Source organism: Cognatishimia sp. (assembly GCF_049116455.1).
In the GTDB taxonomy this organism is placed as follows: domain Bacteria; phylum Pseudomonadota; class Alphaproteobacteria; order Rhodobacterales; family Rhodobacteraceae; genus Cognatishimia.
Genome location: NZ_JAGDYW010000003.1, coordinates 920,834 through 947,136 on the forward strand (window position 1 = coordinate 920,834; position 26,303 = coordinate 947,136).

The following is a 26,303-nucleotide window of genomic DNA, read 5'->3' on the forward strand; positions in this document are numbered from 1 at the left end:
CCAGCTGCGTTCTTCACTCTAAGGCGCAGGTGTTCACCTTTTTATCGGCAATAAGACCCACCGCGATGTTTCGCGATGTCAAAATGGAAATGGTCTTTGTGATGCCGGTCTGCATTTGGGCCCAATACAGTCCCAAAAGGACCGCAGGCAGATCGATGCATATCGCGCAGAATGCGGCCGTATTTGCCCTTGCCCCAATCGTTCAACACTGAAATCTGATCGCCGTTCTTGAGGTAAAAACCCGTCAAATCAATTGCGCGGCCTTTGCCGTGCTCGGAAATTTTGGCACCCGGTTTATGATTGCGTGTCCGGCAGGAATAGCCAGCCGCCACCTTCAGCTTCACAACGCCACCACCTGTGCGACCGACGGCCTTATCCATGCCGCGTTCCATCCAGTTTTTAAGTGCTTTGGCGGTTCCGCATTCGATGGTCGCAGGTGTCGAAAGCTCAACACCATTCACAGAATAAAGCTTCACGGCGTTTTTAATGCCACAGCCATTCAGCTTACCCGGCACGCGGCCGACCTCAACGCCTAATAGATCTTTGTCGCCACAAATGCGCTGAAGCTTTTGACCGTTAGAGGTGCGTTTGACCGGCGGTTTGCTCATCACTGGGATCAGCTGCGTCTTGAGATCATCTGGACGCACAACGGGACGCAGGCTTTGCGCTGGCGCAAAGCTGGAAAGCGCAATGGGAAAGACATCGGCGCGTGCCACAGGGCGTAGAGACTGGGATGGCGCATTGGCGGTCGCGATTGTCGCCGCCAGGGTAAGTGCAATGATACTTAATCCCATGTTCATTAATGCGCCTTGCCGCGTCCAAAATCAGGCGCATCAGTATCCTGACCTGCCTCAATCACGCCGCGTCGAATGGCGCGTGTGCGGGTGAAATAATCATGCAGATGCTCTCCATCACCCTGACGAATGGCGCGCTGCAGGGCGAAGAGCTCTTCCGTGAACCGGCCCAAAATCTCAAGCGTGGCGTCTTTATTGTTCAGGAAGACATCGCGCCACATGGTGGGATCGCTGGCCGCAATCCGCGTAAAGTCACGAAAACCGGAAGCCGAGTATTTAATGACTTCGCTTTCAGACACGCGGCGCAGATCATCCGCCACGCCCACCATGGTATAGGCAATCAAATGTGGGGTATGCGACGTCACCGCCAGCACCAGATCATGGTGATCGGCGTCCATCTCTTCGACGTTCGAACCAAGCCCGCGCCAAAAGCGCGCCAGATCGTCCACAGCCGAACGATCGGTGTTTTCATCGGCAATAATCAGACACCAACGGTTGTCGAACAACTCTGCAAAACCCGATTCAGGGCCCGAATGTTCAGTGCCTGCCAAAGGGTGGGCTGGAACAAAATGAATGCCGTCACCCAGAAACGGGCTTACATCATCAATGACTTGACGTTTTACGGACCCCACGTCGGTCACAGTGGCTCCGGATTTCAGAGCAGGCGCCAGATCCTTGGCAACCGCACCCATCACGCCAACCGGCACGCAAAGCACCACAAGGTCGGCATCTTTGACAGCCTCTTGGGCCGTGTCAAAAACCTGATCGCACAATCCAATTTTGCGCGCGGTGTCTCGAGTTTCTTGTGAGCGTGCATAGCCTGTGACCTCGCCCGCCAAACCAGCGCGTTTGATGGCCCAATACATCGACGATGCAATCAGGCCCAAACCGATCAGGGCAACGCGATCATAGACCTGTGTCATACAGCCTGTTCCTTAAAGCTTTTGACCGCATGTGCTACACGACGGCACCCCGCCTCGTCACCCACTGTGATGCGCAGGCAGTTTGGCAGGCCATAACCCGCCACTTTACGCACGATCACACCCTGTTTTTTCAGGAACTCATCGCAAGCGCTGGCCTCATTTTCGGATGCAAAGCGCGCCAAAATAAAATTCGCACAGGATGTATCAGACGGCACGCCAAGCTCTGCCAATGCCTCTGCCAACCAGGCACGCCAGCGGGCATTATCTTTACGGCAGCGTTCCACAAACTCCGTGTCGCGCACGGCCGCCTCGGCGACCTGCATTTGCATATCAGACAGGTTGAACGGCTGGCGCACACGGTTAAGCACATCGATCAGCGCTTTCGGGCCATAGCCCCAACCGATCCGCAAACCGCCAAGACCATAGATCTTAGAAAACGTGCGCGTCATGATCACGTTATCACGGCTCTCGACCAGTGCCGCACCACCATCATGGCCTTCAACATATTCTGTATAGGCTCCGTCATGCACCAGAATGCAGCCTTCCGGCAGCCCATCCGCCAGGCGCGCAACCTCGTTGCCGCCTATCATTGTGCCGGTCGGGTTGGCTGGATTTGCGATAAAGACGATTTTGGTCTTTTTGGTGCAGGCGTTCAGAATTGCATCCACATCCACCACGCGCTCGCGTTCCGCCACTTTCACAGGGGTCGCCCCGCAGGCGTGTGCGAGGATCGGATACATGGAAAACCCGTGTTCCGTGTAGATGACTTCATCACCCGGTCCCGCAAAGGACTGTGCAATGAATTGCAGCACTTCATCAGAGCCCACACCACAAATGATTTGCTCAGCGTTTAGCTTATGAACTTCAGCAATCGCATTGCGTAGATCTGCGTGATCAGTGTTCGGATAACGATGCAAATTCAGACCAGATTTGCGAAAGGCTTCTTTCGCAGCATCCCCTGCCCCGTAAGGGTTTTCGTTTGAGGAAAGTTTCACAATATCGCTCACGCCCTCAACGGTAGATTGTCCACCTTGATAAAGCGCGATTTCCATAATGCCCGGCTGAACTTCAATTTTGGTCATGACGGTCCCTTTAAGTCGCCTTCGTTCTAGAACGGTTCATGAACAGTGGAAATGGCAATTCGTCCGTCCGCGACATAGTGAAATGCTATTTGAGGCAAAGATAATACAGTCTGGACGGCAAAAGCCTTGTCCGACCCAAGCGCAATTCTGTCCGGCCACCGCAGGACAACCAAAACTTCCATGGCTACCTTCCTACTGGAAGGAGACACTATGGAATTGGATCAACGCTATAACGCCATCGCACCGAGTTGGCAGCACATGTTGGAAAAGATGGGATTTCCAGCAGCCTATCGGGCATTGGCACAACAGGCGCCGCCGAAACGAGCATTGCATTTGATCGACGTCGGCGCAGGCAGCGGTGAGCTGTCACAGGCCTATTGCGAAACGCAACAACGCCCATTGAATCACGTTCTTTTGGATCGTTCGGAGGCTATGTTAGCCGAAGCTCAAAAGACCTCACCCACTGCCGCGCTCGCCTGCGAGGATCTAGCAAATCATTTCCCATCAACCGCCTATGATGTGGTCCTTTGCGCACATGTTATTGAACATTGCGCGTCTCCATTAGTGGCCCTTAAGCACATCTCCCGTATGACCGCGCCGGGTGGGACTGTATTGTTGGCTGTTTCAAAACCCCACATGTGTCAGTTCCTTATCTGGATCAAATGGCGGCACAAATGGTTTGCGGCTGAAACGGTTGTCGCAATGGCACAACAGGCCGGGCTTAAACTGACATCTCTTGTGCCCTTTGAAAACGGCATCCCAGCACGGATTTCACAAGGCTACGTTTTCACAAAGCCAGTTTCTTGAACACAAAAGGAAAAACCCATGCTGATCGCCCATGTTGAATTTCAAATCACGCCCTCAGATCGCGACGCGGCGCTTGATGTACTATTGAAAGAAACAGCCGTCGTCCGCGCCATGTCGGGCAATTTAAAATTCCAAGCCTTTAAGAACCCAGAGCATGATGACCGAATTGAAATAATGCACGAATGGGATAGCAAGGAGGCTTTCGAGGCCTATTTGAGTTCCAAAAGCTTTGCATCAATTGGCCAGATACTTGGCCCAAAAATGATTGCGCCTCCGTTGTCCAAGCGGTTCTTGGCAAACCCTGTCGCAGATTAAGCTCTGACCAGATAGACTTCTACTATGACCCTGCCTGCTGCCTATACCTTTGTGAAAGAATTCGATCCAGAGCCCTCCAAAACCATGGTTATGGACCGCCATTATTTGCTGTACGCAGCCAAAGGGGTGATGCGGCTTGAAGCGGATGGAACAGGTTGGACCTTGCCACCGGCACGCGCAGCGCTGATTCATGCGGGGCGCGAAATCACAGTGACCATACCGCAGTCACTTGTGGCCTGCTCAGTTTTATTTGATCCATCTAAATTTGCCACACCATGCGCCAGCCTATCGGTATTTGAAATGTCACCATTGGCGCGCGAGTTGGTCCTGTCGTGCCGTACCTATGGGCCTGATTCAGAACTCGATGATCTAGGTTTGCTTATGTTTAAAACGTTGGCAGCAACTGCTTGGACACTTGCGGAAATGCCATCAAAAGCCGCGCTTCCCACCGGGCAAAGTAAAGTCGTCAAACACGCGCTTTCCATCACCGAACAACACCTTGCAGAGGATATCTCGTTCGAGGCTATTGCTGCCGCAGTTGCAGTAAGTTCCCGCACATTGGCCCGTCGTTTCGCGGATGAGCTTGGCATGACCTGGCGGCAGGTTCTACGCCGTTTGCGAATGAACCATGCCATGCTGGGTCTAGCTGACCCGGAACGCCAGATCACAGAAATCGCCTTTTCCGTAGGTTACAACTCGCTCTCGGCCTTCAATGCCGCGTTCCGCGATTTCTCGGGGCAAACCCCGAGTCAGTTCCGTGCAAGCACGGTCACTGAGATCACTTAACACACATTCAAAATTCGAATTACCCGTACATCGGATAATCCACAAAACTGGACCTACCCATTCGATTTGCCCCCTCATTCGTTTTAGTCTAATCGCAGTTACACCTCGGGGAGCTAGATTTTAGCTGAGATGCCAAACGGCAGACCCGTAGAACCTGAACCGGTTAACACCGGCGGAGGGAAGGTCCGGCCCAAAGCCCCACTCCTTTCTCCGTGAAACGATTTGAGAGGATGATAGATCATGAAAAATCTACTCACCGTCGCGGGTCTGCTGTGCGCGGGCGCTGCCGTCGCTGAAACCCCAGTTCTGACTGTTTACGCACCGGATTACTTCGGCTCTGAATGGGGCCCAGGCCCGTCCATCGAAGTCGCTTTTGAAGAGCGTTGCGGCTGCGATCTACAATATCAAACCGGCGACCTTCTGCCGCGCCTGTTGCTGGAAGGTAAAAACACCGAGGCCGATGTGGCCATCGGGTTTAACTCTGACGTCAGCAAGAAAGCCCGTGAAAGCGGTCTGTTTGCGCCGCATGGTTTGGATACATCCGCACTAACCCTGCCGCTCGCGTGGAGCGACGACACTTTCCTGCCGTTCAACTACGGTCACACGGCGTTTATCTACGACAACACCAAGTCCGAAGGTTTCACCAGCTTCGAAGCGTTGCTGAACGCACCGGATGACCTGCGCGTTGTGATCCAAGACCCTCGGTCCTCCATCTCTGGTTTGGCGCTGGTTCTTTGGGTGAATGCGATCTATGGCGACAACGCGGAAGAAGCCTGGTCCCGTCTGGCTCCAAAAATCGTGACCGTGACCCAAGGTTGGTCTGAATCCTATGGTCTTTTCACCGATGGCGAAGCGGATGTTGTGCTGTCCTACACCACCTCTCCGGCCTATCACATCATCGCCGAAGAAGACCTGACCAAATCCGCAGCGATCTTTGACGAAGGTCACTATTTCATGGTGGAAACTGCTGCGAAACTGGCAGGCACCGACAATGCTGATCTGGCGGATCAGTTCATGGCCTTTATCCTGACCGAGGATTTCCAGACCATGATCCCAACCACCAACTGGTCTTTCCCAGCAGCCCTGTCTGAAGACAAATGGCCAGCAGGTTTCCAAGAGCTGCCAATGCCTGAAAAGGTACTGTTCTATTCTGAAGACGAAGCAGCCGAGCTGCGTGAACCGGCGATTGAGGCATGGCGCAGCGCGCTCTCTCGTTAATCGCAGCGCTTTTGGTTGCGGGAGCGGTGATCGTTCCCGTGGCCGCAGTGTTATGGCGGGGCGGTGGTATCACCGCCCTGTCGCCTGCCGACTGGGCCGCATTGCGGTTCACGGTCTGGCAGGCCTTTTGGTCAGCGGCAATCAGTGTGGCTTTGGCGATCCCAGTGGCCCGCGCGCTGTCGCGGCGTGATTTCTTTGGCCGATCCGCGCTAATCTCTGTGATGGGCGCGCCGTTTATTTTGCCCATTATTGTCGCGATCCTTGGCCTACTTGCGGTCTTTGGCGGCAAAGGTTTGGTGAATTTGCTGATCGGCCAGTTCGGTCTCCCCAAGATCGATATCTACGGGGCGCATGGCGTCATTCTAGCTCATGTGTTTTTTAATCTGCCGCTGGCCGTTCGACTGATCCTGCAGAGCTGGCTCGCCATTCCATCCGAGCGCTTTCAAGTCGCGGCCTCTCTGGATGCGTCGCTATTCTGGCTGCTGGAATGGCCAATGCTGAAACGTATCGCCCCCGGTGCCTTCGCCGTTATCTTTGTGATCTGCCTTGGGTCCTTTGCTGTTGCATTGACACTGGGAGGCGGCCCGCGCGCGACCACGGTGGAACTGGCGATCTATCAAGCCTTCAAATTCGACTTTGAACTCAGCAAAGCCGCTTCGCTCGCCGTGGTTCAACTTCTGCTCGGCGGCATTGCCGGTTGCGTAGCTCTCCTGCTCTCGCGCACCGATATGATGGGGGCCGGTCTTGACCGCGTTGTGCAACGCTGGGATGGGGGGCGTCTGCTCGATGCATTTTGGGTCATCTCCGCTGCTGCCTTTTTACTCTTGCCTTTGGGCGCTGTTGTTTTCGCAGGCCTTCCGGGCCTCACAGAGCTTCCCGCCAGCATTGGACCAGCCATTCTGCGTTCGCTTGCGGTCGCCATCGCTGCCGTGGTGCTCACTGTCGCGCTGGCGCTTCCTTTGGCCACGCGTGCTGGCGAGGCTGCCTCTTTGCTTGGCATTTCCGTGTCTGGCCTCGTGCTTGGCACTGGCCTCTTCCTCTTGTTGCAGCCGATCACGCGACCGCAGGACGTTGCTCTGCCCGTGACGCTGCTGGTCAACGTCTTGATGTCGCTGCCATTCGTGTTGCGCATCCTGCGACCCGGTATTGAAAGCGCAAAAGCTGACTTCGGTCGCCTTGGGCAATCCCTTGGCCTAAGCGGTTGGCCCCTCTGGCGGATCGTCTACCTGCCTCGCCTACGCCGCCCGATGGGCTTTGCAGCGGGCCTGACTGGCGCGCTTGCGATGGGAGACCTTGGCGTCATCACGCTTTTCTCGCGGCCAGGCGAAGGCACATTGCCGCTGGTGATGTATCAATTGATGGGTGCCTATCAAATGGAAGCAGCCTATGCTGCAGCTTTGCTTCTGGTTGCCCTATCGCTTGGGCTCTTCTGGATTTTTGACAAAGGAGGTCGCGTAAATGCTGACCTTTGATAAAGCCCAATTCAAGCAAGGCGGGTTTTTCATCAACGCAGACCTGATTGTTTCCGAGGGCAAAGTCACCGCAATCATAGGTCCATCAGGGGCGGGAAAGTCGACGCTGTTGCATGGGATCGCCGGATTTGTGGCACAGGCTTCAGGACATCTGAAATGGCACGACGTCGACATCTCTCAGAAACCGCCAGCGAAACGCCCGGTTTCGATGTTGTTTCAAGACAACAACCTATTCCCGCACCTGACTGTCTTGCAGAACGTCGCTCTGGCTTTGTCACCAAAGCTGCGTCCTTCAGCAGAGGTTTGTAAGCAAGTCGAAGACATGTTGTCCAAGGTCGGTCTTTCGGGCTTTTCTGCCCGCAAACCCGCGGCGTTGTCCGGAGGCCAACAAAGCCGTGTCGCCTTGGCGCGCGCATTGCTGCAAGACCGCCCTGTGATGCTGATGGATGAGCCCTTCAGCGCACTTGGACCAGCCTTAAAAAACGAAATGCTCGATCTTTCTGTGGCACTTGCCAAAGGCAGAACTGTCATCATGGTCACCCATGATCCAAAAGACGCAGACCGGATTGCAGATGAAGTGATTGGCGTTGCAGACGGCAAAGCTCTTGCACCGATTGCCACGTCAAAATTCATGGCAAACCCACCGAAGACTTTAAAGGCCTATTTCGGGCAACCATAAATCGCGACATTGATGAAAAGAAAAACCGCGCTGGTTGCCCAACGCGGTTTCGAATGCTTTTGAATGTCGGTGAAAAACTTAGTTTTTCGCGTAGAATTCAACAACCAGATTTGGTTCCATCATGACAGGGTATGGCACATCGGACAGACCCGGAGTGCGGACGAAAGTCGCTGTCATTTTGGAGTGGTCCGCGTCGATGTAATCAGGAACATCACGCTCTGCCAGTTGAGTAGCTTCCAGCAGAACTGCCAGTTGCTTGGAACGATCACGCACCTCGATCACGTCGCCTTCTTTAACGCGGTAAGATGGGATGTTCACTTTTTTACCGTTCACACGAACGTGGCCGTGGTTCACGAACTGACGTGCAGCAAAAACAGTTGCAACGAATTTCGCGCGGTACACAACTGCGTCCAGGCGGCGTTCCAGCAGACCGATCAGGTTTTCACCTGTGTCGCCGTTTACACGAACCGCTTCACCGTAGATGCGACGGAATTGTTTCTCGGTCAGGTCACCGTAGTAACCTTTCAGCTTTTGCTTTGCGCGCAGCTGGATACCGAAGTCAGAAAGTTTGCCTTTGCGGCGCTGACCGTGCTGGCCGGGGCCATATTCGCGACGGTTCAGTGGGGACTTTGGACGGCCCCAGATGTTTTCGCCCATGCGGCGGTCAATTTTATACTTGGCAGACGTACGTTTAGTCACGGCTGATCTCCTTCGTTAAGGTTTCGAAGGGCGTTGTCCTCTATTCGGATTTTGCCGAATTGACAGGAATCCCCTTGCGGGGGCCACCAACACCAATGAAGTGGGGCTTATAGCTGGGAATAATGGGGAGTCAACGGCCCAAACCCACAAACTTAGGCCGATTTCGTCCAAGCTGGATTTTTACCAATGTGCTTGGTCAGGAAATCAATAAACACGCGAACTTTGGCAGAGACAACATTGCTTTTAGGATAGATGAGCCAAAGCGCTGGCTTCTGGGCAATTTCGAATTTGGGTAGCACCTGTACCAGCTGTCCTGATCTAAGCTCATCATGCACGAGCCAAAGTGAACAAATGGATATGCCAGCACCTGATAATGTGGCCTGTTTTTGGGTTTGCCCATCGTTCAGAACCAATGCATGAGCACAGCTTTTAGGATTGAAATCTGCGATCGATCCATCTTCCGCAACCAACCCACGTGGATCTAGATCCTGAAAAGCGATCATTCGGTGACTGGCTAAATCAGAAGGATCCACAGGCGTTCTAAACCGCGCCAAATACTCCGGGGACGCGCACAGGATACGTTTATCATCTGCAAGTTTGCGCGCGGTCAGGCTGCTATCTTCCAGCACTGAATTTCGCAGGGCTAAGTCATAGCTGCCTTCGATCAGGTCAAACTGCGCGTCTGAAAAATGCAGATCCAGCATCAAGTCTGGGTAGGCATCCATAAAAGCTGGCAACAGCGGCGCGATGTAGATCTGGGCGAATGTACTTGGGGCCGTGAACCGAAGTCGCCCGCTGATGCTGGTCTGCCCTTTCCCAAGAACCGCAAGCGCGGCTTCTTCTTGGGCAATCATTTCGCGGGCATAAGGAAGAAAGTCCTGCCCCTCAAGCGATAGGGATACTTTCCGCGTAGACCGGTGGAGCAACTCAGCCCCCAAGAACCGTTCCAATTTGGCAATCCGAGTGCTGGCCACCGCCGGAGCCATGCCAAGCGCCCGCCCGGCGGCACTGATGTTCAGCATTTCTGCTGCCAATACGAACAATCGAAGGGTTTGCGTCTCCATATTTTATACTTTTTCGGAATACTGAAATCATTTCTAGCCCGTTTTTATATTTTTTCCCTACTTTAAGTCTGATGCAACACGGAAGCAGGAGCCTCTCATGACAAAAACAGCGCTGGTCAATTACCATGTCCACAAACCGCATCGGCAGGCGTTTGAGTTGGATGCCGGTGGCATTGTTGGCAACCTCATATCACCTGAGCTCGCTCCTACCGAAGTGACGGTGTATGATGAACGGGGCGTTGGCGCTGCAACGACATTTGAACGATCATCCGTTGGCTTCACCACCTCTCCAACCGCAGTGACGCAGTTTGACGACACCGCGATTTGGCGCGCGATCTACGATCAAGAGCTAACCACGCTTTTGACCAGCGAGCTCGAGGCGAAAGACGTAGTCATCTTTGACCATACCGTTCGCGTTGACGACCCGGATGCGGATCGAAAACCCGCGCGAAACGTGCATAGCGATTATAGCCTGCATGGAGCAAAACAGCGGATCATTGATATTCTAGGCGAAGACATCGCCCCTGAATGGAGCCAAGGTCACTATGCTTTCATCAATGTATGGCGCCCGATCGACAACCCTATCAACTCAGCACCTCTTGGTTTCATTTTGCCTGAAAGCGTGGCGGATGAAGATTGGATATTGCTCGACCTGATCTATCCGGATCGCAAAGGGCAGATCATGGGACTGGCGGCCAACCCGGATCATGAGTGGATATATATGTCCAAAATGACCCCCGATGATGTTGCCTTCTTCAACATCTTTGACAATCGCGGCCGTGCGTCGATCGCGCATAGCGCTTTGGACATGATCGAAGACCCTTCTGTGTCCAGCATTCGCAAAAGCATCGAAAGCCGCACGCTGGTGCGTTTCTAATCACCTCAAAACTCACATCGGGCCACTGCCCAACTGTACACCACTCAAAGGACGACCATGACCAAAACTATTCTTATCACAGGTGCCACCGACGGCATCGGCCTGCTCACAGCTAAGAAACTGGCAGCCGAAGGACACACAGTCCTGCTGCATGGACGCAGCAAGACAAAGCTTGAAAACGCAGCCGAAGAAGTTGGGGGCAATCCAGAGACCTACATTGCGGATCTTTCAAAGATCGCTGACTTACACACGCTTGCAAATGATATTCACGGCAACCACGCAACGATTGACGTCATCATCAACAACGCTGGCGTCCTCAAACTCCCGAACCCAACGACCGCACAAGGATTTGATGCTCGCTTCATGGTCAACACCTTCGCGCCCTACATTCTGACCGAGGCTTTGTTGCCAATCCTGTCCAAGGGCGGCCGCGTTGTGAATCTATCCTCCGCCGCGCAAGCACCTGTCGACCTGCAGGCCATGCTTGGCCAACGGCAACTGGACGACATGGGTGCCTATGCCCAAAGCAAGCTGGCAATCACCATCTGGTCGCATGAGCTCGCAGAGGAACTTGGTGAAAAGGCGGTTGTTGTAGCGGTTAATCCGGGCTCTCTACTGGCATCCAAAATGGTCAAAGAAGGGTTTGGCGTCGCCGGCAGCGATCTGAACATCGGTGCTGATATTTTGATTGCCGCAGCACTTGGCGACACCTTTGCAAATGCGTCAGGCCAATACTTTGACAATGACAGCCAGTCCTTTGCGAAACCGCATTCAGCGGCCCTAGATGCAAACCATCGCTCACAAGTGATGCAAGGCATCAAAGAAGCCGTAGCGCGGCTTGGATAAGCCGCAACCGCGAACAAAAGTTAGAGAAACGACAATGCAAACAAATGCACTTGAACAGGCACGCTCTGTAGAGCGGCCAACCCGCGACGAGCAACTGATGCGCGCACCTTCGGCTCAAAGATTTTGGGCCGATAACCGTAGTCTGTTAAAAGACGCGTGGGCAGAATGGGAACACAGCGAAGCCAAAGGATTGGGTCCAAACGCTGACCTTTATGACTCACGTTTACGCGCAGCCGTAGAGCAGGCATGGCAAGACCCAAGCACCGAAGGCGTGGTCAAAAATTTGTGGGACGAAGTCTTCCCAGGTGTTTACCAAGCTCAGTTCTTCAATCCAGAAGAGTTGAAGTCACTGCGGGATTATCTTGAAAACGTCGCAAATGCGGACATCCCACTGCGTCCCCCCTACGGTATCTCGTTGAACCGAGGTGGCGCCATGCTAGACCGCCGATCAGAAGGCTTCCTTGCCGCGCCACAATTCCAATCGTTCTACCAAAGTTTGATGGACAGCTATATGCGTCCGATCTCGCGGCTCTTGTTCCCGGACGTGAACGGATATGACACCCAGACCTTTGGGTTCTCGATCCAGTGGCAAGCCGATAAAGATACATCTCTACGCGCGCATACGGATGCGTCAGCCGTGACGCTGAACATTAATTTGAACCTGCCCGGTGAAGACTTTTCGGGATCAGGCGTGCGCTTCTTTGACCGCGCGACGCGCAAAGTTGAGGAACTGACCTTTGCACCGGGCACCGCCCTGATCCATCACGGCAGTGTGCCGCATGAATCCATGCCAATCACCGAAGGTGAGCGCTCTAATATCGTGCTTTGGCTCTATGGTGATAACGGTGCGATCCCGCCGCTTGGGATGGATGTTAAGCCAGTTTCTGCCCAAGAGCGCTGGAGTCTACCAAAGTCTCAAAGCGACGGCTTTGCGCCCTTCTAGAAAAATAGATAAGGCGATGCTTTACAGCGTCGCCTTTTTTTACAGGCCACCCTTTAGTGGTCCGCTTCGCACCGCCAAACTCAATTTCAATGGGCTTTAAAGTGCATCGGGAATAGGTCTCTATTTGATGTCGTCAACAAGCAATCCTCACTTGATTGATGTAATGTTATAACATATCAATCAAACCCAACGGAAGCAGAGTCGCCAATCAAGATCTCTGCACACAAACTATTTGGTCTTCTTTCCAAAAAGGTATTCATCGATGCTCGACACCCGCCTTCCCGTCACCGTCCTGTCTGGGTTTTTAGGAGCAGGAAAAACCACGCTCTTGAACCGGGTTCTTAACAACCGCGAGGGACGCAAAGTTGCGGTCATCGTAAATGACATGTCCGAAGTGAATATCGACGCAGACCTCGTGCGCGCCGACACGGAACTATCACGCACTGATGAAACGCTGGTTGAAATGTCCAACGGCTGTATCTGCTGCACCCTGCGCGACGACCTCTTAGATGAAGTACGTAAGTTGTCGGAAGAAGGCCGTTTTGATTACCTGTTGATTGAATCCACAGGCATTTCCGAACCCATGCCCGTCGCGACAACCTTTGAATTCCGCGATGAAGACGGTAACAGCCTGTCAGACGTTGCCCGCCTGGACACAATGGTCACCGTTGTGGATGCGGTAAACCTGCTCGAAGATTTCTCAAGCCATGACTTTCTAAGTGATCGCGGCGAAACCATGGGCGAAGAAGATGAGCGCACCCTGGTTCACTTGCTGACGGATCAGATGGAATTTGCCGACGTCGTCATTTTGAACAAAGTGGAAGATGCTGGCCCAGAGCGCACAGACTCTGCGCGTAAAATCATTCGCAGCCTCAATGCGGATGCACGGATCATTGAAACCAACCATTCGGTCTGCGGCGCGGATGACATCCTGAACACGGGTCTCTTTGACTTTGAGAAGGCGCATGAGCACCCGATGTGGGCTAAAGAACTTTATGGTTTTGCGGATCACACACCTGAAACCGAAGAATATGGCGTCACCAGCTATGTTTACCGCGCGCACCGCCCTTTCATTCCGGAAAAACTAAAGGATGCACTGGATAGTGATCTTCCGGGCGTGATCCGTGCGAAAGGTCATTTCTGGTTGTCTACACGGCCTGATTGGGTTGCCGAGTTCTCATTGGCGGGCGCTTTGTCATCCGTGCGCCCAATCGGCACTTGGTGGGCCACCATGCCGAAGGAAAAAATGCCCGACAATGACAATGTGCGTGATTACCTCAAACAACATTGGCAAGAGCCATGGGGGGATCGCCGACAGGAGCTTGTCTTCATTGGCAGCGGGATCGATTGGCCTGCATTGAAAGATCGGCTGGACGCGGCCTTGGTCCCAGAAGATGCGGCCACAAGCATCGAGACCTTGCCAGACTTCAACGATCCATTTCCAATGTGGCGCAACGGATAAGCGCTGTGTCTAGGCTGCCTCATGCCGCAAGATTGCGGCCTCTGAGGCGGTCAATTGCCGGCGGGCATGATCGCCATAAGTATAGGGGCGCACTTCCAAATCTGGGTTGAGCCCCAGCAAACGTTGACGATCCTCTGCATCCAAAGCCGACATTGCGGCATCTGCTGGATGAAAGCTTTCGGTTTCCACGCCATTGGCAAAAATGATCTCGTGACGTGGCAGCATCAAATGCATGTAAGTCACTTCACGCATGCGATAATCGCGGGTCACGGTACTGCCGTTTTCCAGCTGACGCGCTGACACCAGCACCTCTGGCGTATTAAACAACGCACGCGCCACTTCTCCGCGCACCAAAACCCGATGCTCTGGGGAAACCACCAACTCGCGTTGTGGCCAGTCGTGTCCCAATGCGCCCGGCTTGATCCGAATAGGGCGCAAACGCGGCATCGCAAAAAGACGTGCACCGGTCATCTTACGGGCACCAAGCCACTGAATTTCTTGCGCACCACTGTCTTTGGTCACAACCCGGTCGCCTTCACGCAGCTGTTCAATGGGCGTGGGGCCGTCCATGGTTTCGATCAACGTGCCCGGCGTAAAGCAAATCACCCGCGTGGCCTCTGGATCCAAAGGATCATCGCTGGCCATATCAAGCGTGTGATGCACAACCCACAGATCGGTGTTCTTAGGCGGCATTTGGTCAACAAACATCAAAAGCTTGCTGCCGTTTTCCACGTCGATCAATGTGACGGTATAGCTTTGCTGTCCGTCAGAGACGACAAAACAGCTGTCTTGCAGAGGCTCATCAACATCAATGTCTTGAATACGGCTTGACCCACTGATGGCCGCGCCAACCAGTTTGCGCACCATGCCAGCCGCCTTGCGCCGCAAGATCTGCTCGCTTTCGCCCCGCTCTAGTCGCAACAGCTCAGACGGGCCATCAACCCGAATGGCGTCTCCGCGCCATGACCACACCGCGCCTTTTTCTATTGCGCTTATAGGTGCAGTCCCAAGACCGTCAATTTCTGTTTGCGACCAAGAGATGACGAACGTGCCAAGAAAGCCCGTCCCCATGTCTCGTGTCCTGCCTCAAATTATTATTGAGGTGACGTTAACAAAAGTGATTCGATCTGGGAAGCCCCTAATGAATCTCGGTCTGATACCAGTGACTTAAAAATCAAACCTAATGCGCAATGCACCGACCACCTGGCCTTCATTTTGGCCAGTGAATTCTGGGCTTAGCCAGGTTGCACCATAGTAAATGCTGGTGCTTTCACCTTGCCAATTCAGACCCAAACGATAGCGTTCGCGCGTGTTTTCCAATGTCACGCCCGATGAGGCGGGCAAATAAATGCTGCTGTCCACATAAGAAACGTCAGCCCCAGCCAACAACGACCAGCCTTGCCGGTTTTGATATGTGGTTTGATAACGCTGCCCGCTGACAGGATCTCGAACAAGCAATTCGTCATGACCAAACTGACCAATCACAAAATCAAACCCGGCCCTCACTAGGGTTTCATCACCTGCGCGCGCCTCGACGAAGGGTCGCAACCGAGCGTTTTCACTGAACTCAATTTCATAGCCCACTTCGGCCACACCTGTGACTGCCAGCGTGTTGCCTACCTGCGCATCCAGAACCGCAGAAGACGGACCAGCGATCCCAAAGGCACTGTGCAACCCATCCTGCAGGTGCCCAATCCCGGTGCTTGGCCCAACCAAAGTCAGATCAGCCCCAAGCGCGATGTCAAAGCCGCTCTGTTCAAAATGCGTATGTGCACCGATGGACAATGCCCCTGCATAGGGGCGGTCAGTGGCGCTTGGCGTTTGCAAGTTCGCCGGCGCAATCACCTGCCCAAGAATACGCAATTCAATAATGTCGCCGAAACGATCCGGATGCGCACCATCCCAAGGCTGACCAAACAGATGGCTGCCGACAATTGATCCAGACCGCCAGCGGTCCTGCCCATCGCCGAGGAAATCGTTCACGATAAGGCGGCCATAGCCAATTTGCTCCGCCGCAACCGACATCGGCGCAAGCAGCGTGAGGCCCGCAAGGGCAAGCCCCGCAATTTTCGTGGTAATTTTATGCATAACGTCCCGCTTGATCAACTTGTGCGCAGAGTAGCGCGCCTTACCCTAAAGGAAAGCAACCACAGGCATTGCACAGCCAAACGTTGTATTCGGGAAACACCTGACACGGCAGAGGCGCGAAAGCCGATCGGACTTTGCATAGCCTTTTATTCAAATCCATGATTTAGGTGAGAAAATTTTACGAAGCGGAGCACAACAATGGCCACAGCGTCGATGGGTTTAATCGGAGTGGGCACCATGGGCAGCGCCCTGGCGCTTAACATCGCAGAAAATGGCCATGATATTGCGCTTTATAACTTAGCCCCCTCAACCATTGACGATTTGATCAATGGCGCTGGTGAACTTGCGACGCGCCTTACCAAAACCAACAGCGTGGCTGAATTGGTATCCGCAATGCCAAAACCGCGTGCGATCATTCTTTTGGTACCCGCCGGTGCTCCGGTTGATATGTCCATCGATGCGCTGCTGCCACTTCTTGAGGGCGGAGATACAATCATCGATGGCGGTAACAGTGATTTTCGCGAAACCCAAGCCCGCACCAAACGGGTCGAAGACGCCGGCATCAATTATCTTGGCGTTGGCGTCAGCGGAGGCGCTGAGGGTGCACGCCACGGCCCATCGATGATGGTCGGCGGCTCGCCCAGCGCATGGGAACCAATCCGCCCTGTGTTTGAGGCGATTGCTGCAAAACATGAAGGCACACCCTGTGTGGCGCATTTTGGCCCAGACGGTGCCGGGCATTTTGTGAAGACAGTTCACAATGGCATCGAGTATGCCGATATGCAGTTGATCGCAGAAATCTATGGCCTACTACGCGATGGCGAGGGTCGTGAACCCGCATCTATCGCGCCTATGTTCGCGCGATGGAATGATGGCATTCTGAAAAGCTACCTCACCGAAATTACCTCTAAAATCCTTGCAGCAGTTGATCCTGAAACGGGTAAACCTGTGCTCGACATCATTGTCGACAAGGCCGGACAAAAAGGCACTGGGCGTTGGACCGTGATCGAAGCCATCCGCATGGGACAATCCGCATCCATTATCGAAGCCGCCGTCGGCGCACGCGTACTCTCTTCAGAACGCGACACGCGAAAGGTTGCCGCTGGTATTTTGGGCACCGGCGCACTCAGCGCGCAGTCTTTTGATGAAGACGACCTTGAGGCGGCCTTCCTTGCAGCGCGCATTCTGTCTTATGCGCAGGGCTTCCGCATTCTCAAAGCGGCGTCAGACGAATTCGACTGGTCACTCGACTTCGCCCAGATCGCCGAAGTCTGGCGCGAAGGCTGCATCATCCGCTCAGCCTTGCTTGACGATATTGCGACCGCGTTCCGTTCGGAAATGCCTGAAGGGCGCCTGATCTTATCAGATCACTTTGCCTCGATTTTGCTTGAGAAAATGCCAGCCCTACGTCGCGTCGTCGCGCAGGCAGTTCTATCCGGTCTTCCGGTGGCTGCCTTATCGTCCGCGATTTCTTGGTTTGATGAAATCCGTCAGGCCCGCGGGACAGCTGATATGATCCAAGGCCAGCGCGATTTCTTTGGGGCGCATTCTTTCCTGCGGCTCGACAAAGACGGCGCACATCATGGGCCATGGCACGCAGAACGCAGCTAACAGGCAAAACGGCTAACTAAAACAGCCCTGCTTCTTTAGCAATCACTGCAGCATGGGTCCGATTTTTCGCATCAAGCTTTTTGCAAAGCGTGCGCACATGTAGCTTGATCGTCACCTCTTGAAGGTTCAATTCGCGTGCGATCTCTTTATTGGCCAGGCCGCGGCATAAACCGTCCAGAACCTGTGCCTCACGTTGGCTTAATTGCTGTGCAATTGGATTTTCCGCGGCTTGTTCCGTCATATGGGAGACAGGATAGAATACTTCGCCCGCCGCCATAAATCTCGCGGCATTCACGAGGCTTTGCGCCGTCATGGTTTTTGGCAAAAATCCAATTGCGCCGAGTTCGATTGCATCCTGTGCAACCTTCTGCGGAGCCTGGCCAGACAGAATAGCCACACCATTAGATATCTTTGCGTCAATCACACGTTTTAAGCCATCCAACCCAGACATCCCAGGCATATTGTAATCAAGAAGAACCAGATCAAACGGTCCTTCCCTTCTGCCGACATCCAAAGCTTCAGGCAACGAACTGGCCAAGGCGACGTCAGCATCGCCCGCATTTTCCAGATAAGCCGATAGGGTTTCTCTGACCATGCTGTGGTCATCGGCAATTAAAATTCGCATAGCACCACCCATTTTCAGCAAACACGCTGCACTCATAGATTGAGGTGCCTAGAGGCGCAAACGCCAATCACAGCACCAAACAGTGAAAATAATGCACTTTAGGTAGAGTATACTTCAGAATAGGTGCGGATGTCTTAGAAAATCGTATGCGCGCCTACCCTTTTGGATAGATTTCCTCCCTTCGGGACAGGTCCCTTTGCAGAATAAACAGGATAAAATCCTGCTTAATTACAAAGGTAGGATCAATCGATGAAGCTCTTGAAACGACTGGCATTATGCGTGCTCATGCACCTGCCCTTCGCCGCCGCCGCAGACACCGAGGTGCAAGTCATGGGCGCTCCGACAGGGGATGTTCTGTTGTCTGTAAAAGGCGCGCACCACGATATTGCTCCAAACGGCCACGCTTTGTTTGACATTGCCATGTTACAGGCCTTGCCTGCTGAAACCTTTGCAACCTCGACCATCTGGACCGAGGGCATCCAGGAGTTCACCGGCGTCCCGCTGCACGCCCTTATCGAACGTCTTGGCATCCAAGAAGGCCACATTCGCGCCAGTGCGATCAACGACTACCACGTTGAAATTCCTCTGGATGATGCCAAAGAAGGCGGACCGATTATTGCCTACATGCGCAACGGCGAAACCATGTCAGTGCGCAATAAGGGACCGCTGTGGCTGATCTACCCGTTTGATCACAATGAAGAGTACCGATCCGAAACCATTTACTCGCGTAGCATCTGGCAATTGGACCGCATCGAAATCGTGCATTAGACTGGCGCCCTACCGCTTAGGGATTAAAGTTCAATGACGTTAATGAATGGCTTAAAATTGACAGCCGCCGCCATTATATTGGCGGTGATATCTGTTCAAGCCGTGAACTCGATCCGCACAGTCAACACGCGCATCGATGCGCTGACCGAGGCCCACTCGGGGGATATGCTTTGGTCATTCTCGCAAATCGAAACCGAATTCCATCGCTTGTCTAATGCCATCATTGATGAGGATCACCCGGATCACTTACAGCATATTAAATTTCGATTTGATCTCTTTTATAGTCGTGTATCTATTCTGCGCGATGGGGATTTGTTCGAAGAATTCCGAGTAGACCCTCAGTCAAAACCAAACTTTGACGCCGTCCAAACCTATCTAGAAACCCTGCACTTACATTTGGACAATGCGGTGTCGCCCCTCCCGGCAAAGGATCTCTTGGCGCTGCAAATCGCCACTCAAGACGTCCAGCCCGCAATCCGCGCCATCGTGCTTATGGGCTTTGACAACGCAGCGGATCATTCATTGATCTTGCGGGAATCCACACGCGCCACGCTTTTCCAATTACTCGTATTGGCGGTCTACTTAATTGTCGGGCTGGCGGTCACGTCGCTCATTCTGAGGCGGATGTATGTGCGCGGACAGACCCAGACAGATGAAATGCAACGCTCACAAGCGCGTGTTCAAGCCATGGTTAGCACCGCACTGGACGGTATTTTGGTGACCACGCGCGAAGGCATGGTGATTGAAACCAACCAAGCAGCAAATGACATATTCAGGCTCCCTAAAGATGAGCAACCCAATGTACATTTAAGTACGCTTGTTCAGGGCCTTACAGAGCAAGAGTTCTATTGCCCAAGCGACTCAGGGTTAGCAAATCAGGGGCGCTTGCAAACAACAGGCATGCGTCGCGAGGGTAACACCTTTCCGGTAGAAATATCTTTGACCCGATTGGCCAAAGCATCCAACGAGGATGGCGATAGCGTTGTGTACGTTGCCTATGTGCGTGATATTTCTGAACGGCTTATGGCACGTCAGACAATCATCGAGGCACGCGACAAGGCTCTGGCCGGTGAAAAGGCAAAATCCAAGTTACTTGCGGTCATGAACCATGAAATCCGCACGCCCCTGAATGGGATAAAAGGTGCTTTAGAACTGCTTAAGGGAACAAAGTTGTCCCAAGATCAGAACCGCTATGCAGATGCCATCGAGACCTCTGGCAACATCCTCAGCGATCACGTCGAGAATATCCTAAGCCTCACCCGACAAGAGGACCCAACGGTTAAACCAACAGAAACAGCCGTCGATCTGCATCATTTGATTGATGATCTGATCGAAAGCCAATCAGCCGCCGCAGGAAAGAACGGCAATCGATTGGTTGGCATCTGCGCCTCAGATATCCCTAAATCCGTCACCTGCGATGCATCAATGTTGCAGCAGGCCCTTTTGAACCTCATCGGCAATGCCATCAAATTCACGCAACAGGGTGAAATTCGTCTGGAAGTGGACAGGTGCGCTGAATCTAATTTGCTCGAGTTCCGCGTGAGCGACACTGGTCAAGGCATTGAGCAGCATGAACTGCCCAAACTGTTTGAAGATTTCTATTCTGTCGACCGGTCCTACAGTCGCCCGCAATCTGGCATCGGCCTGGGGCTTGGAATTGCCCAGCGCCTCGTTCAAGCAATGGGGGGGCAAATTCATGTTGAAAGCATCCGGCACGAAGGATCCTTGTTCTGGTTCAGGCTACCGCTTTTGGAGGACCTTGTTACACAGCCAGAAACCCAAACGAGGATCACAAGCCAGACTACAACACCGCGGCGTATTTTATTGGTGGACGACAATGATATTAACCGGATGGTCACCGGTGAGTTGCTATATAAAGCGGGGCACTGCGTGAAAGTCGCGGCCAGTGGCGCAAAGGCAATTGAACTTGCAAACCGTGAGACCTTTGACGTGATCCTCATGGACATCAGCATGCCCGGTTTAGATGGCTTTGCTGCGGCCAAACAAATTCGCCAATCCACTGGAGCCTCAGCAAAAGCGCCAATCGTGGCGCTTACGGCGCAATCGATTGGCATCGACGCACCAGAAATCAAAGACGCGCAAATGACTGGCGTGCTCAGCAAACCCCTTTCTCTGAGCGCATTGTGGGAGCTGCTTGAAAGTCATTCCGCGAGCGCGAGACCTACGATGGAACATCCAATTCTGGATCAAAATGTCATCGCAGACATTTTCGAGAACCTGCAGCCAGATCAAATAAATGGCCATTTCCACACGCTTTCGCAGGAATCCGATGCCTTCCTGAAGCACTGTTATTTGCAAAACCAATGCCCAGTCACTGCAGAGCAGTTCGCGAATGACCGACACCAACTGGCTGGTGCTGCGGCCGTTTTAGGTCTGAGCGCTTTCAGTAAGGCGGTCTCTGACGTACCAATCGGGACCAAAACCGCAGCGGCCTGTAAAGAGTTGCAACCTTTGTGGCAACAATCTCAAACAGCTTTTTCGCGAGCGCAGAAAAATTTAACTTCAAATATTGACCTTCCAGTTACTGGAGGCCCTATCTAAGCTGACAATCAGAAGGATTGTCACATTGGCCACTCAGAACATAGTCATCGATGTCAACGGAATGAGCTGCTCAAGCTGCGCGCTGCGGCTTGAAAAGGCATTGACCGATATCGCAGGTGCCGACGCCGCGCGCGTGAACTTTGCGACCGGAAAGGCCTATCTCACCGGCCCCGTTGGTTTGGAAGACAAAGCCATACGCGCAGCTCAAAAGGAGGGTTTTGAAGCATCGGTGGCATTGGAAAACTCCGGAAAGACTCCGGAGAAAACCGGCCAGACAGCCCGTCAAACAGCGCTTTGGGCTATGGCCTTGGCGCTCCCGGTGTTTTTGATGGAAATGGGCGGTCATGTCTGGCCAGCCTTTCATCACTGGCAATTTGCAACCTTTGGGCAAAGCAATATCTGGGCTCTGCAATGTCTATTATCCGCTGCGGTGTTATTTGGTCCGGGCTGGCAGTTCTTTAAAATCGGTGGCCCGCTTCTTTTGCGGATCCAACCAAATATGGATTCCCTTGTGGCACTTGGTAGTTTTGCGGCCTGGGCCTATTCGACACTTGTTTTGATCGCGCCCTCAGCCTTTCCAGAGGCCGCGCGCAACGTTTACTTTGAAGCCGCCGCTGTCATCGTCGCGCTAATATTACTGGGTCGCTGGATAGAAGACCGCGCTAAACAAAGCGCTCGATCTGCGATGAGCACCCTGTTTTCCGGAATGCCAAAATCCGCAGTTTTGCTGAAGGCTGGACAGCAAACCAAAGTTCCCGTCGCGTCTTTAACCGTTGGGGATCACATCCTGATCAAGCCCGGCACACGTGCGCCCGTTGATGGCGAGGTGATTGACGGGCAAAGCGATGTGGATACCTCTGCTATGACTGGGGAGCCCCTCCCTGTGCATGTAACACCCGGTGATCAAATACATGCGGGTTCGGTAAACGGAGCAGGCGTGATCACCATTATAGTCACTCAGGTTGGACAGAACACGGTACTGGCTCAAGTGGCGCAGGCGGTGGAAACTGCACAATCCCACAAATTACCCATTCAATCTGCTGTCGACCAAGTGGTCCGCATATTTGTCCCAAGCGTGATGGCGATTGCTGTGCTGACCTTCGTGGCTTGGATCCTTCTAGGCCCGGACCAGGATTTGTCTCGCGCAATGATCGCAGCGGTTTCGGTGCTCATTATTGCCTGCCCTTGCGCCATGGGGTTGGCGACGCCAATGTCGATCATGGTGGCCAGCACCCGCGCCTCTCAATTGGGAGTCTTATTCACCAATGGAGCAGCTTTGGAACGATTGGCCAACACCAAGGTCTTTGGCTTTGACAAAACCGGCACACTGACAATGGGCACGCCCGTCATTGCAGAGACCTATTGCATTGCAGATATGACCTCAAGCAAGGCAATAGCGATTGCCGCTGCATTAGAAAGCCAATCAGAGCACCCTTTGGCGCAAGCCTTTTTAGCCGCACACCAAGACGATCCTACCCCCAACGTTCGCAATTTAAAGGTCCATATCGGCAACGGATTAAGCGCAGAGGTGGACGGACATATAGCTCAACTTGGTTCTCTGAAGTTCGCGGCTGATCTTGGGTTGGATCTATCCCCTCACGCATCTTTTGTTCAATCGGCAGAAGCCAAAGGGCAGACCTTGGTCTGTCTTGCGTTCAACCATCAAATCGCGGCGCTTTTTGCGTTGCAGGATCAATTGCGGCCAACCGCAGCCCCGATGATCGCAGCGCTTCATGCTGATGGACGCCAGACAGCGCTGATTTCAGGGGATCGTACCCCGGCTGTCAGCCACTTGGCCGAACGTTTGAACATCGACACATACAATGCCGAGGTCACGCCTCTGGAAAAATCCAGCCGTTTGCGCGCTCTGAAAACCCAACATGGGTCGATTGCTTTTATCGGCGACGGGATCAATGACGCCCCAGCCCTTGCCGAGGCGGATGTTGGTATTGCCATTGGCGAGGGCACCGATCTAGCCATTGAAACCGCAGATGTGGTTCTGATGACCCCGGATCTGACCCGGCTCACCGATGCGCTTGCGCTGTCGGACGCGACCATTCGCAACATCAAACAAAACCTCTTTTGGGCGTTTGGGTATAATAGCTTGCTCATTCCCGTCGCTGCAGGCGTGTTTTACCCTTGGTTTGGCTGGCAACTTTCGCCCATGCTGGGCGCTGCGGCGATGGCGGCCAGTTCTCTCTTTGTAGTCATGAACGCGCTACGGTTGCGGCGCTTTCAAGCGCCATCAGACGGAATATAAAGGAAACACCATGAACATCGGTGACATCGCAAAAGCCAGTGGTTTGCCTGACAAGACCATCCGTTACTACGAAGAACTCGGTCTGGTGGCCCCTACGCGCAGTGCAAATGGTTACCGACAGTTCTCAGACACCGACCTGCACCGGTTGCGCTTTCTGGCCCGCGCCCGCGCGCTTGGATTCAACCTCAAGGAATGCCGCAAACTGCTATCGCTTTATGATCGCACCGACCGCGAAAGCGCCGAAGTGCGCAAGCTTGCGGTTGCGCATATCAAAGATATCGAAGTGAAAATGGCAGAACTGCAGGATATGCACGACACGCTCAGTACACTGGTCACCGCCTGTGCGGGTGACACACGACCAGACTGCCCTATTCTAAAAGATCTGTCTGGCACGTGATCCAGCTAGCCCCAAATGCCAATAGCTAACTCGCGGTCTGATGGGCCAAACGATAGGCCTTCGGCGTCATCTCAGTTTCACGCTTAAAAGCTTTGTAAAAGGTTGAACGCGAGTTGAAGCCAACTTCGAGCGCCACTGTCAGCACAGAAGTATCCCCTGCAGCGATCAACGGCTTTGACGCCTCAACCCGCCAGCGCGCCACATAATCAAAGAAGGAAACGCCGATCTCTTGGTTCAGCGTTTGTGACACTTGATTGGGCAGCGCCCCGATGTGTCGCGACAGCTTCTGCAAGGATAGGCTTGGATCAAGATAAAGGGCATCATCGCGCATGGCTGCCTCTAGCCGAGTGGCCAGTTTTGCCGCGTGATCCTCGGTCAATGCAGAGCGCGCATATTTTTGGTCCGTTTCATCCTCTTCAGCGCCTTTGTTCAAATCTTGTGGCACCATCGGGGCAAAGAGGTTTAGCCCCAACAAACCAACAGCAATCAGCCCCAAGAACAGCTCCTGAATGAACAAGCTGCAGGATGCTAGATTGTCATCCGCCAGTGACCCCGCGCCCACGGCCCAGATTAGAACCAACCAAACCATCATCGCATCGATCCAGCGAAAATCTCGGCTTTCGACATCTGAATAAAACTGCCGGACATCAGCGCGGTATTCCGTGAGATGGCGCAGCGCAGCGATGAGATACGCAAAAGATGCGATCAGCCAGATGAGGATCAACGTGAAGGTGGCTAAAGCAAGACCTGCGGGCAAGATCCCTGATGGTAAATCACCGGCTATGAACATGGTTTCTTTGGCTGCTGCAGGTAAGATCCAATAGCCTATGCACACCAGGCTACCGATCGCTGGCAGAGCCAGATCGCGCCATGAAACCGGGTTTGTTGAAACCTGCCCTTCCTGCGATGTCTTAGCTAAGATGAAATGGTAAAACGCAGGTGGTAGGGCCAGCAGCAGGATCAACAGCATCGGCATGTAATTGATCAAAGCAGCTTCGGCGAACTGCTTGAAAAGCGGAAGCGCAACCATTCCCAGGAAGGCGATATAGATCACCGCAAGGCTGTACCCTTCGCGCGTTTTCCCTTGCCTGACCATCACGGCTATGAGCCCCGTCAAGGCAATCCCAAGACAAAGCCCGGCGAGGGTCAATATGGCGGCGGTTTCCATATCCTTTGTTACGCAGGTTTGAACGACTTTTTCAACGCAAGCAAAGTGTCGGGCGAGCAGAATATATTTGTCCTCGCCGTCATGCGCGGACGACAGGACATTTGAAAAGCGCATATCTGAGCCAAATTCCCGACTAGACAGGACAGCTCATGCCAACCTCAGATAGCGTATTCTTACTTTCACATGTCACCCTTGGTACATTGGCCGTTGTGGTCGGTGCCATCGCACTTGGCGCACGCAAGGGCCGTAAAACTCATGTCAGTGCCGGCCGCGTTTTTGCGATCTGCATGGGGTTATCATCGCTCCTCGGTGCTCTGCTTGGTGCGCTGAAATACGAAACGTTTTGGATCACCTGTCATGCCGGCATTCTTGGCGCGACCTTGGTGAGCAGCGGCGTGCTATCTATACGCATTCGTATGAGATCGGCGAAACAGGGGTTCACCGCGATCGCTGTCGTAAACCTATTGAATTCGGTAGGACTGTTTGCGGCGGGCTGGTACGCAACCTCTTTGCCAGATACGCGCCTGTTTGGCTTCGCAGCGGAAGACTACTTTTTCTTATTCGCCATGGCCGCAATCGCACTTGCGGGCGATATCCGAATGATATTTGGGGAAGAGATTTCAGATAAGCTTCGGATCGCCCAACATCTTGTGCGCATGTGTATTGGCTTTTTCATCGCCGCGGGTTCGGCATTCACCGGTCCGGGGGCTTCTGTATTCCCCGAAGCGGTGCAGCGTTCTGGCCTGCTTTCTTTGCCGGAATTGACGATCATTCTTTTGATGCTGTTTTGGCTTTGGAAAACCCTCCGCCAACCAAGACCTTTGGTGGCTGCGCAATAGCCAAATCACACAAAAAAT

General features: G+C 53.4%; 25 protein-coding genes and 1 riboswitch. Of the genes, 16 read left to right on the forward strand and 9 right to left on the reverse strand.

Going from position 1 to position 26,303, the window contains the following annotated elements:
- Positions 1–41: 41 nt before the first annotated feature.
- Genes JXQ85_RS09555 through hisC form a run of 3 tightly spaced genes read right to left on the reverse strand, consistent with a single transcriptional unit; the run spans position 42 to position 2,799 of the window.
- Positions 42–800, reverse strand: coding sequence for an extensin family protein (locus JXQ85_RS09555; protein ID WP_421748670.1), 759 nt, complete (start codon positions 798–800; stop codon positions 42–44).
- Positions 800–1,717, reverse strand: a complete 918-nt coding sequence (locus JXQ85_RS09560; protein ID WP_421748671.1) for a prephenate/arogenate dehydrogenase family protein — start codon at positions 1,715–1,717, stop codon at positions 800–802. Before JXQ85_RS09560 ends, JXQ85_RS09555 begins: the two co-directional genes overlap by 1 nt.
- Complete coding sequence (gene hisC, locus JXQ85_RS09565) at positions 1,714–2,799, reverse strand: histidinol-phosphate transaminase (protein WP_421748672.1); 1,086 nt, start codon at positions 2,797–2,799, stop codon at positions 1,714–1,716. The genes JXQ85_RS09560 and hisC overlap by 4 nt, the downstream gene beginning before the upstream one ends.
- A gap of 210 nt (positions 2,800–3,009) precedes the next feature.
- On the opposite strand from hisC, the gene JXQ85_RS09570 reads away from it, so the two are divergent.
- From JXQ85_RS09570 to JXQ85_RS09595, 6 genes are all read left to right on the forward strand, one after another.
- The gene (locus JXQ85_RS09570) at positions 3,010–3,606 is read left to right on the forward strand and encodes a class I SAM-dependent methyltransferase (RefSeq protein WP_421748673.1); all 597 of its coding nucleotides are present in this window, start codon (positions 3,010–3,012) and stop codon (positions 3,604–3,606) included.
- Positions 3,607–3,624: 18 nt separating this feature from the next.
- Entirely contained in the window at positions 3,625–3,921 is a 297-nt protein-coding gene (locus tag JXQ85_RS09575) for a putative quinol monooxygenase (protein ID WP_421748674.1), read from the forward strand.
- A 24-nt stretch (positions 3,922–3,945) separates the two neighbouring features.
- Positions 3,946–4,707, forward strand: coding sequence for an AraC family transcriptional regulator (locus JXQ85_RS09580; protein WP_421748675.1), 762 nt, complete (start codon positions 3,946–3,948; stop codon positions 4,705–4,707).
- A gap of 96 nt (positions 4,708–4,803) precedes the next feature.
- Positions 4,804–4,905, forward strand: a riboswitch (TPP riboswitch).
- A 42-nt stretch (positions 4,906–4,947) separates the two neighbouring features.
- Complete coding sequence (locus JXQ85_RS09585) at positions 4,948–5,925, forward strand: thiamine ABC transporter substrate-binding protein (RefSeq protein WP_421748676.1); 978 nt, start codon at positions 4,948–4,950, stop codon at positions 5,923–5,925.
- A complete protein-coding gene (locus JXQ85_RS09590; protein WP_421748677.1) occupies positions 5,901–7,397 on the forward strand; it encodes a thiamine/thiamine pyrophosphate ABC transporter permease ThiP in 1,497 nt (498 codons plus the stop codon). The genes JXQ85_RS09585 and JXQ85_RS09590 overlap by 25 nt, the downstream gene beginning before the upstream one ends.
- Positions 7,384–8,076 carry an ATP-binding cassette domain-containing protein gene (locus JXQ85_RS09595; protein WP_421748678.1) on the forward strand — a complete coding sequence of 231 codons (693 nt, stop codon included), beginning with the start codon at positions 7,384–7,386 and terminating at the stop codon, positions 8,074–8,076. Before JXQ85_RS09590 ends, JXQ85_RS09595 begins: the two co-directional genes overlap by 14 nt.
- A 78-nt stretch (positions 8,077–8,154) precedes the next feature.
- Here the strand turns inward: JXQ85_RS09595 and rpsD are convergent, their stop codons facing one another.
- Together rpsD and JXQ85_RS09605 are read right to left on the reverse strand one after the other, a co-directional pair.
- Complete coding sequence (gene rpsD / locus JXQ85_RS09600) at positions 8,155–8,775, reverse strand: 30S ribosomal protein S4 (RefSeq protein ID WP_421748679.1); 621 nt, start codon at positions 8,773–8,775, stop codon at positions 8,155–8,157.
- A gap of 152 nt (positions 8,776–8,927) precedes the next feature.
- On the reverse strand, positions 8,928–9,839 hold the full coding sequence (locus JXQ85_RS09605) for a LysR family transcriptional regulator (RefSeq protein WP_421748680.1): 912 nt from the start codon (positions 9,837–9,839) through the stop codon (positions 8,928–8,930).
- A gap of 97 nt (positions 9,840–9,936) precedes the next feature.
- Here JXQ85_RS09605 and JXQ85_RS09610 point away from each other — a divergent pair, with 97 nt between their 5' ends.
- The 4 genes from JXQ85_RS09610 to JXQ85_RS09625 all read left to right on the forward strand — a co-directional run bounded on the left by JXQ85_RS09610 (position 9,937) and on the right by JXQ85_RS09625 (position 13,967).
- Positions 9,937–10,716, forward strand: coding sequence for a CmcJ/NvfI family oxidoreductase (locus JXQ85_RS09610; protein ID WP_421748681.1), 780 nt, complete (start codon positions 9,937–9,939; stop codon positions 10,714–10,716).
- A 57-nt stretch (positions 10,717–10,773) separates the two neighbouring features.
- Complete coding sequence (locus JXQ85_RS09615; protein WP_421748682.1) at positions 10,774–11,562, forward strand: SDR family NAD(P)-dependent oxidoreductase; 789 nt, start codon at positions 10,774–10,776, stop codon at positions 11,560–11,562.
- A gap of 34 nt (positions 11,563–11,596) precedes the next feature.
- Complete coding sequence (locus JXQ85_RS09620; RefSeq protein ID WP_421748683.1) at positions 11,597–12,505, forward strand: 2OG-Fe(II) oxygenase; 909 nt, start codon at positions 11,597–11,599, stop codon at positions 12,503–12,505.
- Between the two features lie 262 nt (positions 12,506–12,767).
- Positions 12,768–13,967 carry a GTP-binding protein gene (locus JXQ85_RS09625; protein WP_421748684.1) on the forward strand — a complete coding sequence of 400 codons (1,200 nt, stop codon included), beginning with the start codon at positions 12,768–12,770 and terminating at the stop codon, positions 13,965–13,967.
- 9 nt (positions 13,968–13,976) lie between these two features.
- Here JXQ85_RS09625 and JXQ85_RS09630 read toward each other — a convergent pair whose 3' ends face one another.
- Together JXQ85_RS09630 and JXQ85_RS09635 are read right to left on the reverse strand one after the other, a co-directional pair.
- A complete protein-coding gene (locus JXQ85_RS09630; RefSeq protein WP_421748685.1) occupies positions 13,977–15,038 on the reverse strand; it encodes a Hint domain-containing protein in 1,062 nt (353 codons plus the stop codon).
- Between the two features lie 96 nt (positions 15,039–15,134).
- Positions 15,135–16,055 carry a lipid A-modifier LpxR family protein gene (locus JXQ85_RS09635; RefSeq protein WP_421748686.1) on the reverse strand — a complete coding sequence of 307 codons (921 nt, stop codon included), beginning with the start codon at positions 16,053–16,055 and terminating at the stop codon, positions 15,135–15,137.
- A 198-nt stretch (positions 16,056–16,253) separates the two neighbouring features.
- Between JXQ85_RS09635 and gndA the strand changes: the two genes are divergently transcribed.
- Positions 16,254–17,666 carry an NADP-dependent phosphogluconate dehydrogenase gene (gene gndA, locus JXQ85_RS09640; protein WP_421748687.1) on the forward strand — a complete coding sequence of 471 codons (1,413 nt, stop codon included), beginning with the start codon at positions 16,254–16,256 and terminating at the stop codon, positions 17,664–17,666.
- Positions 17,667–17,682: 16 nt separating this feature from the next.
- Here the strand turns inward: gndA and JXQ85_RS09645 are convergent, their stop codons facing one another.
- A complete protein-coding gene (locus JXQ85_RS09645) occupies positions 17,683–18,291 on the reverse strand; it encodes a response regulator (RefSeq protein ID WP_421748688.1) in 609 nt (202 codons plus the stop codon).
- Between the two features lie 249 nt (positions 18,292–18,540).
- On the opposite strand from JXQ85_RS09645, the gene JXQ85_RS09650 reads away from it, so the two are divergent.
- From JXQ85_RS09650 to cueR, 4 genes are read left to right on the forward strand one after another with little or no spacing between them, the layout of a single operon-like run.
- Entirely contained in the window at positions 18,541–19,059 is a 519-nt protein-coding gene (locus JXQ85_RS09650) for a molybdopterin-dependent oxidoreductase (RefSeq protein ID WP_421748689.1), read from the forward strand.
- 33 nt (positions 19,060–19,092) lie between these two features.
- On the forward strand, positions 19,093–21,621 hold the full coding sequence (locus JXQ85_RS09655) for an ATP-binding protein (RefSeq protein ID WP_421748690.1): 2,529 nt from the start codon (positions 19,093–19,095) through the stop codon (positions 21,619–21,621).
- A gap of 25 nt (positions 21,622–21,646) precedes the next feature.
- A complete protein-coding gene (locus tag JXQ85_RS09660) occupies positions 21,647–23,881 on the forward strand; it encodes a heavy metal translocating P-type ATPase (protein WP_421748691.1) in 2,235 nt (744 codons plus the stop codon).
- 10 nt (positions 23,882–23,891) lie between these two features.
- Positions 23,892–24,278 (forward strand): Cu(I)-responsive transcriptional regulator, encoded by a 387-nt coding sequence (gene cueR / locus JXQ85_RS09665; RefSeq protein WP_421748692.1) that lies wholly within the window; start codon positions 23,892–23,894, stop codon positions 24,276–24,278.
- Between the two features lie 25 nt (positions 24,279–24,303).
- On the opposite strand, the gene JXQ85_RS09670 is transcribed toward cueR, so the two are convergent.
- Positions 24,304–25,560, reverse strand: a complete 1,257-nt coding sequence (locus tag JXQ85_RS09670; RefSeq protein ID WP_421748693.1) for a helix-turn-helix domain-containing protein — start codon at positions 25,558–25,560, stop codon at positions 24,304–24,306.
- 35 nt (positions 25,561–25,595) lie between these two features.
- Between JXQ85_RS09670 and JXQ85_RS09675 the strand changes: the two genes are divergently transcribed.
- Positions 25,596–26,285: a hypothetical protein gene (locus JXQ85_RS09675; protein WP_421748694.1), complete on the forward strand. Its 690-nt coding sequence runs from the start codon at positions 25,596–25,598 to the stop codon at positions 26,283–26,285.
- Positions 26,286–26,303 lie beyond the last annotated feature (18 nt).

What these genes read in the sequence shown, in the direction of transcription:
- JXQ85_RS09555 (WP_421748670.1), bottom strand. Translation starts at nt 800, where the DNA reads ATGAACATGGGATTAAGTATCATTGCACTTACCCTGGCGGCGACAATC.
- JXQ85_RS09560 (WP_421748671.1), bottom strand. Translation starts at nt 1,717, where the DNA reads ATGACACAGGTCTATGATCGCGTTGCCCTGATCGGTTTGGGCCTGATT.
- hisC (WP_421748672.1), bottom strand. Translation starts at nt 2,799, where the DNA reads ATGACCAAAATTGAAGTTCAGCCGGGCATTATGGAAATCGCGCTTTAT.
- JXQ85_RS09570 (WP_421748673.1), top strand. Translation starts at nt 3,010, where the DNA reads ATGGAATTGGATCAACGCTATAACGCCATCGCACCGAGTTGGCAGCAC.
- JXQ85_RS09575 (WP_421748674.1), top strand. Translation starts at nt 3,625, where the DNA reads ATGCTGATCGCCCATGTTGAATTTCAAATCACGCCCTCAGATCGCGAC.
- JXQ85_RS09580 (WP_421748675.1), top strand. Translation starts at nt 3,946, where the DNA reads ATGACCCTGCCTGCTGCCTATACCTTTGTGAAAGAATTCGATCCAGAG.
- JXQ85_RS09585 (WP_421748676.1), top strand. Translation starts at nt 4,948, where the DNA reads ATGAAAAATCTACTCACCGTCGCGGGTCTGCTGTGCGCGGGCGCTGCC.
- JXQ85_RS09590 (WP_421748677.1), top strand. Translation starts at nt 5,901, where the DNA reads ATGGCGCAGCGCGCTCTCTCGTTAATCGCAGCGCTTTTGGTTGCGGGA.
- JXQ85_RS09595 (WP_421748678.1), top strand. Translation starts at nt 7,384, where the DNA reads ATGCTGACCTTTGATAAAGCCCAATTCAAGCAAGGCGGGTTTTTCATC.
- JXQ85_RS09605 (WP_421748680.1), bottom strand. Translation starts at nt 9,839, where the DNA reads ATGGAGACGCAAACCCTTCGATTGTTCGTATTGGCAGCAGAAATGCTG.
- JXQ85_RS09610 (WP_421748681.1), top strand. Translation starts at nt 9,937, where the DNA reads ATGACAAAAACAGCGCTGGTCAATTACCATGTCCACAAACCGCATCGG.
- JXQ85_RS09615 (WP_421748682.1), top strand. Translation starts at nt 10,774, where the DNA reads ATGACCAAAACTATTCTTATCACAGGTGCCACCGACGGCATCGGCCTG.
- JXQ85_RS09620 (WP_421748683.1), top strand. Translation starts at nt 11,597, where the DNA reads ATGCAAACAAATGCACTTGAACAGGCACGCTCTGTAGAGCGGCCAACC.
- JXQ85_RS09625 (WP_421748684.1), top strand. Translation starts at nt 12,768, where the DNA reads ATGCTCGACACCCGCCTTCCCGTCACCGTCCTGTCTGGGTTTTTAGGA.
- JXQ85_RS09630 (WP_421748685.1), bottom strand. Translation starts at nt 15,038, where the DNA reads ATGGGGACGGGCTTTCTTGGCACGTTCGTCATCTCTTGGTCGCAAACA.
- JXQ85_RS09635 (WP_421748686.1), bottom strand. Translation starts at nt 16,055, where the DNA reads ATGCATAAAATTACCACGAAAATTGCGGGGCTTGCCCTTGCGGGCCTC.
- gndA (WP_421748687.1), top strand. Translation starts at nt 16,254, where the DNA reads ATGGCCACAGCGTCGATGGGTTTAATCGGAGTGGGCACCATGGGCAGC.
- JXQ85_RS09645 (WP_421748688.1), bottom strand. Translation starts at nt 18,291, where the DNA reads ATGCGAATTTTAATTGCCGATGACCACAGCATGGTCAGAGAAACCCTA.
- JXQ85_RS09650 (WP_421748689.1), top strand. Translation starts at nt 18,541, where the DNA reads ATGAAGCTCTTGAAACGACTGGCATTATGCGTGCTCATGCACCTGCCC.
- JXQ85_RS09655 (WP_421748690.1), top strand. Translation starts at nt 19,093, where the DNA reads ATGACGTTAATGAATGGCTTAAAATTGACAGCCGCCGCCATTATATTG.
- cueR (WP_421748692.1), top strand. Translation starts at nt 23,892, where the DNA reads ATGAACATCGGTGACATCGCAAAAGCCAGTGGTTTGCCTGACAAGACC.
- JXQ85_RS09670 (WP_421748693.1), bottom strand. Translation starts at nt 25,560, where the DNA reads ATGCGCTTTTCAAATGTCCTGTCGTCCGCGCATGACGGCGAGGACAAA.
- JXQ85_RS09675 (WP_421748694.1), top strand. Translation starts at nt 25,596, where the DNA reads ATGCCAACCTCAGATAGCGTATTCTTACTTTCACATGTCACCCTTGGT.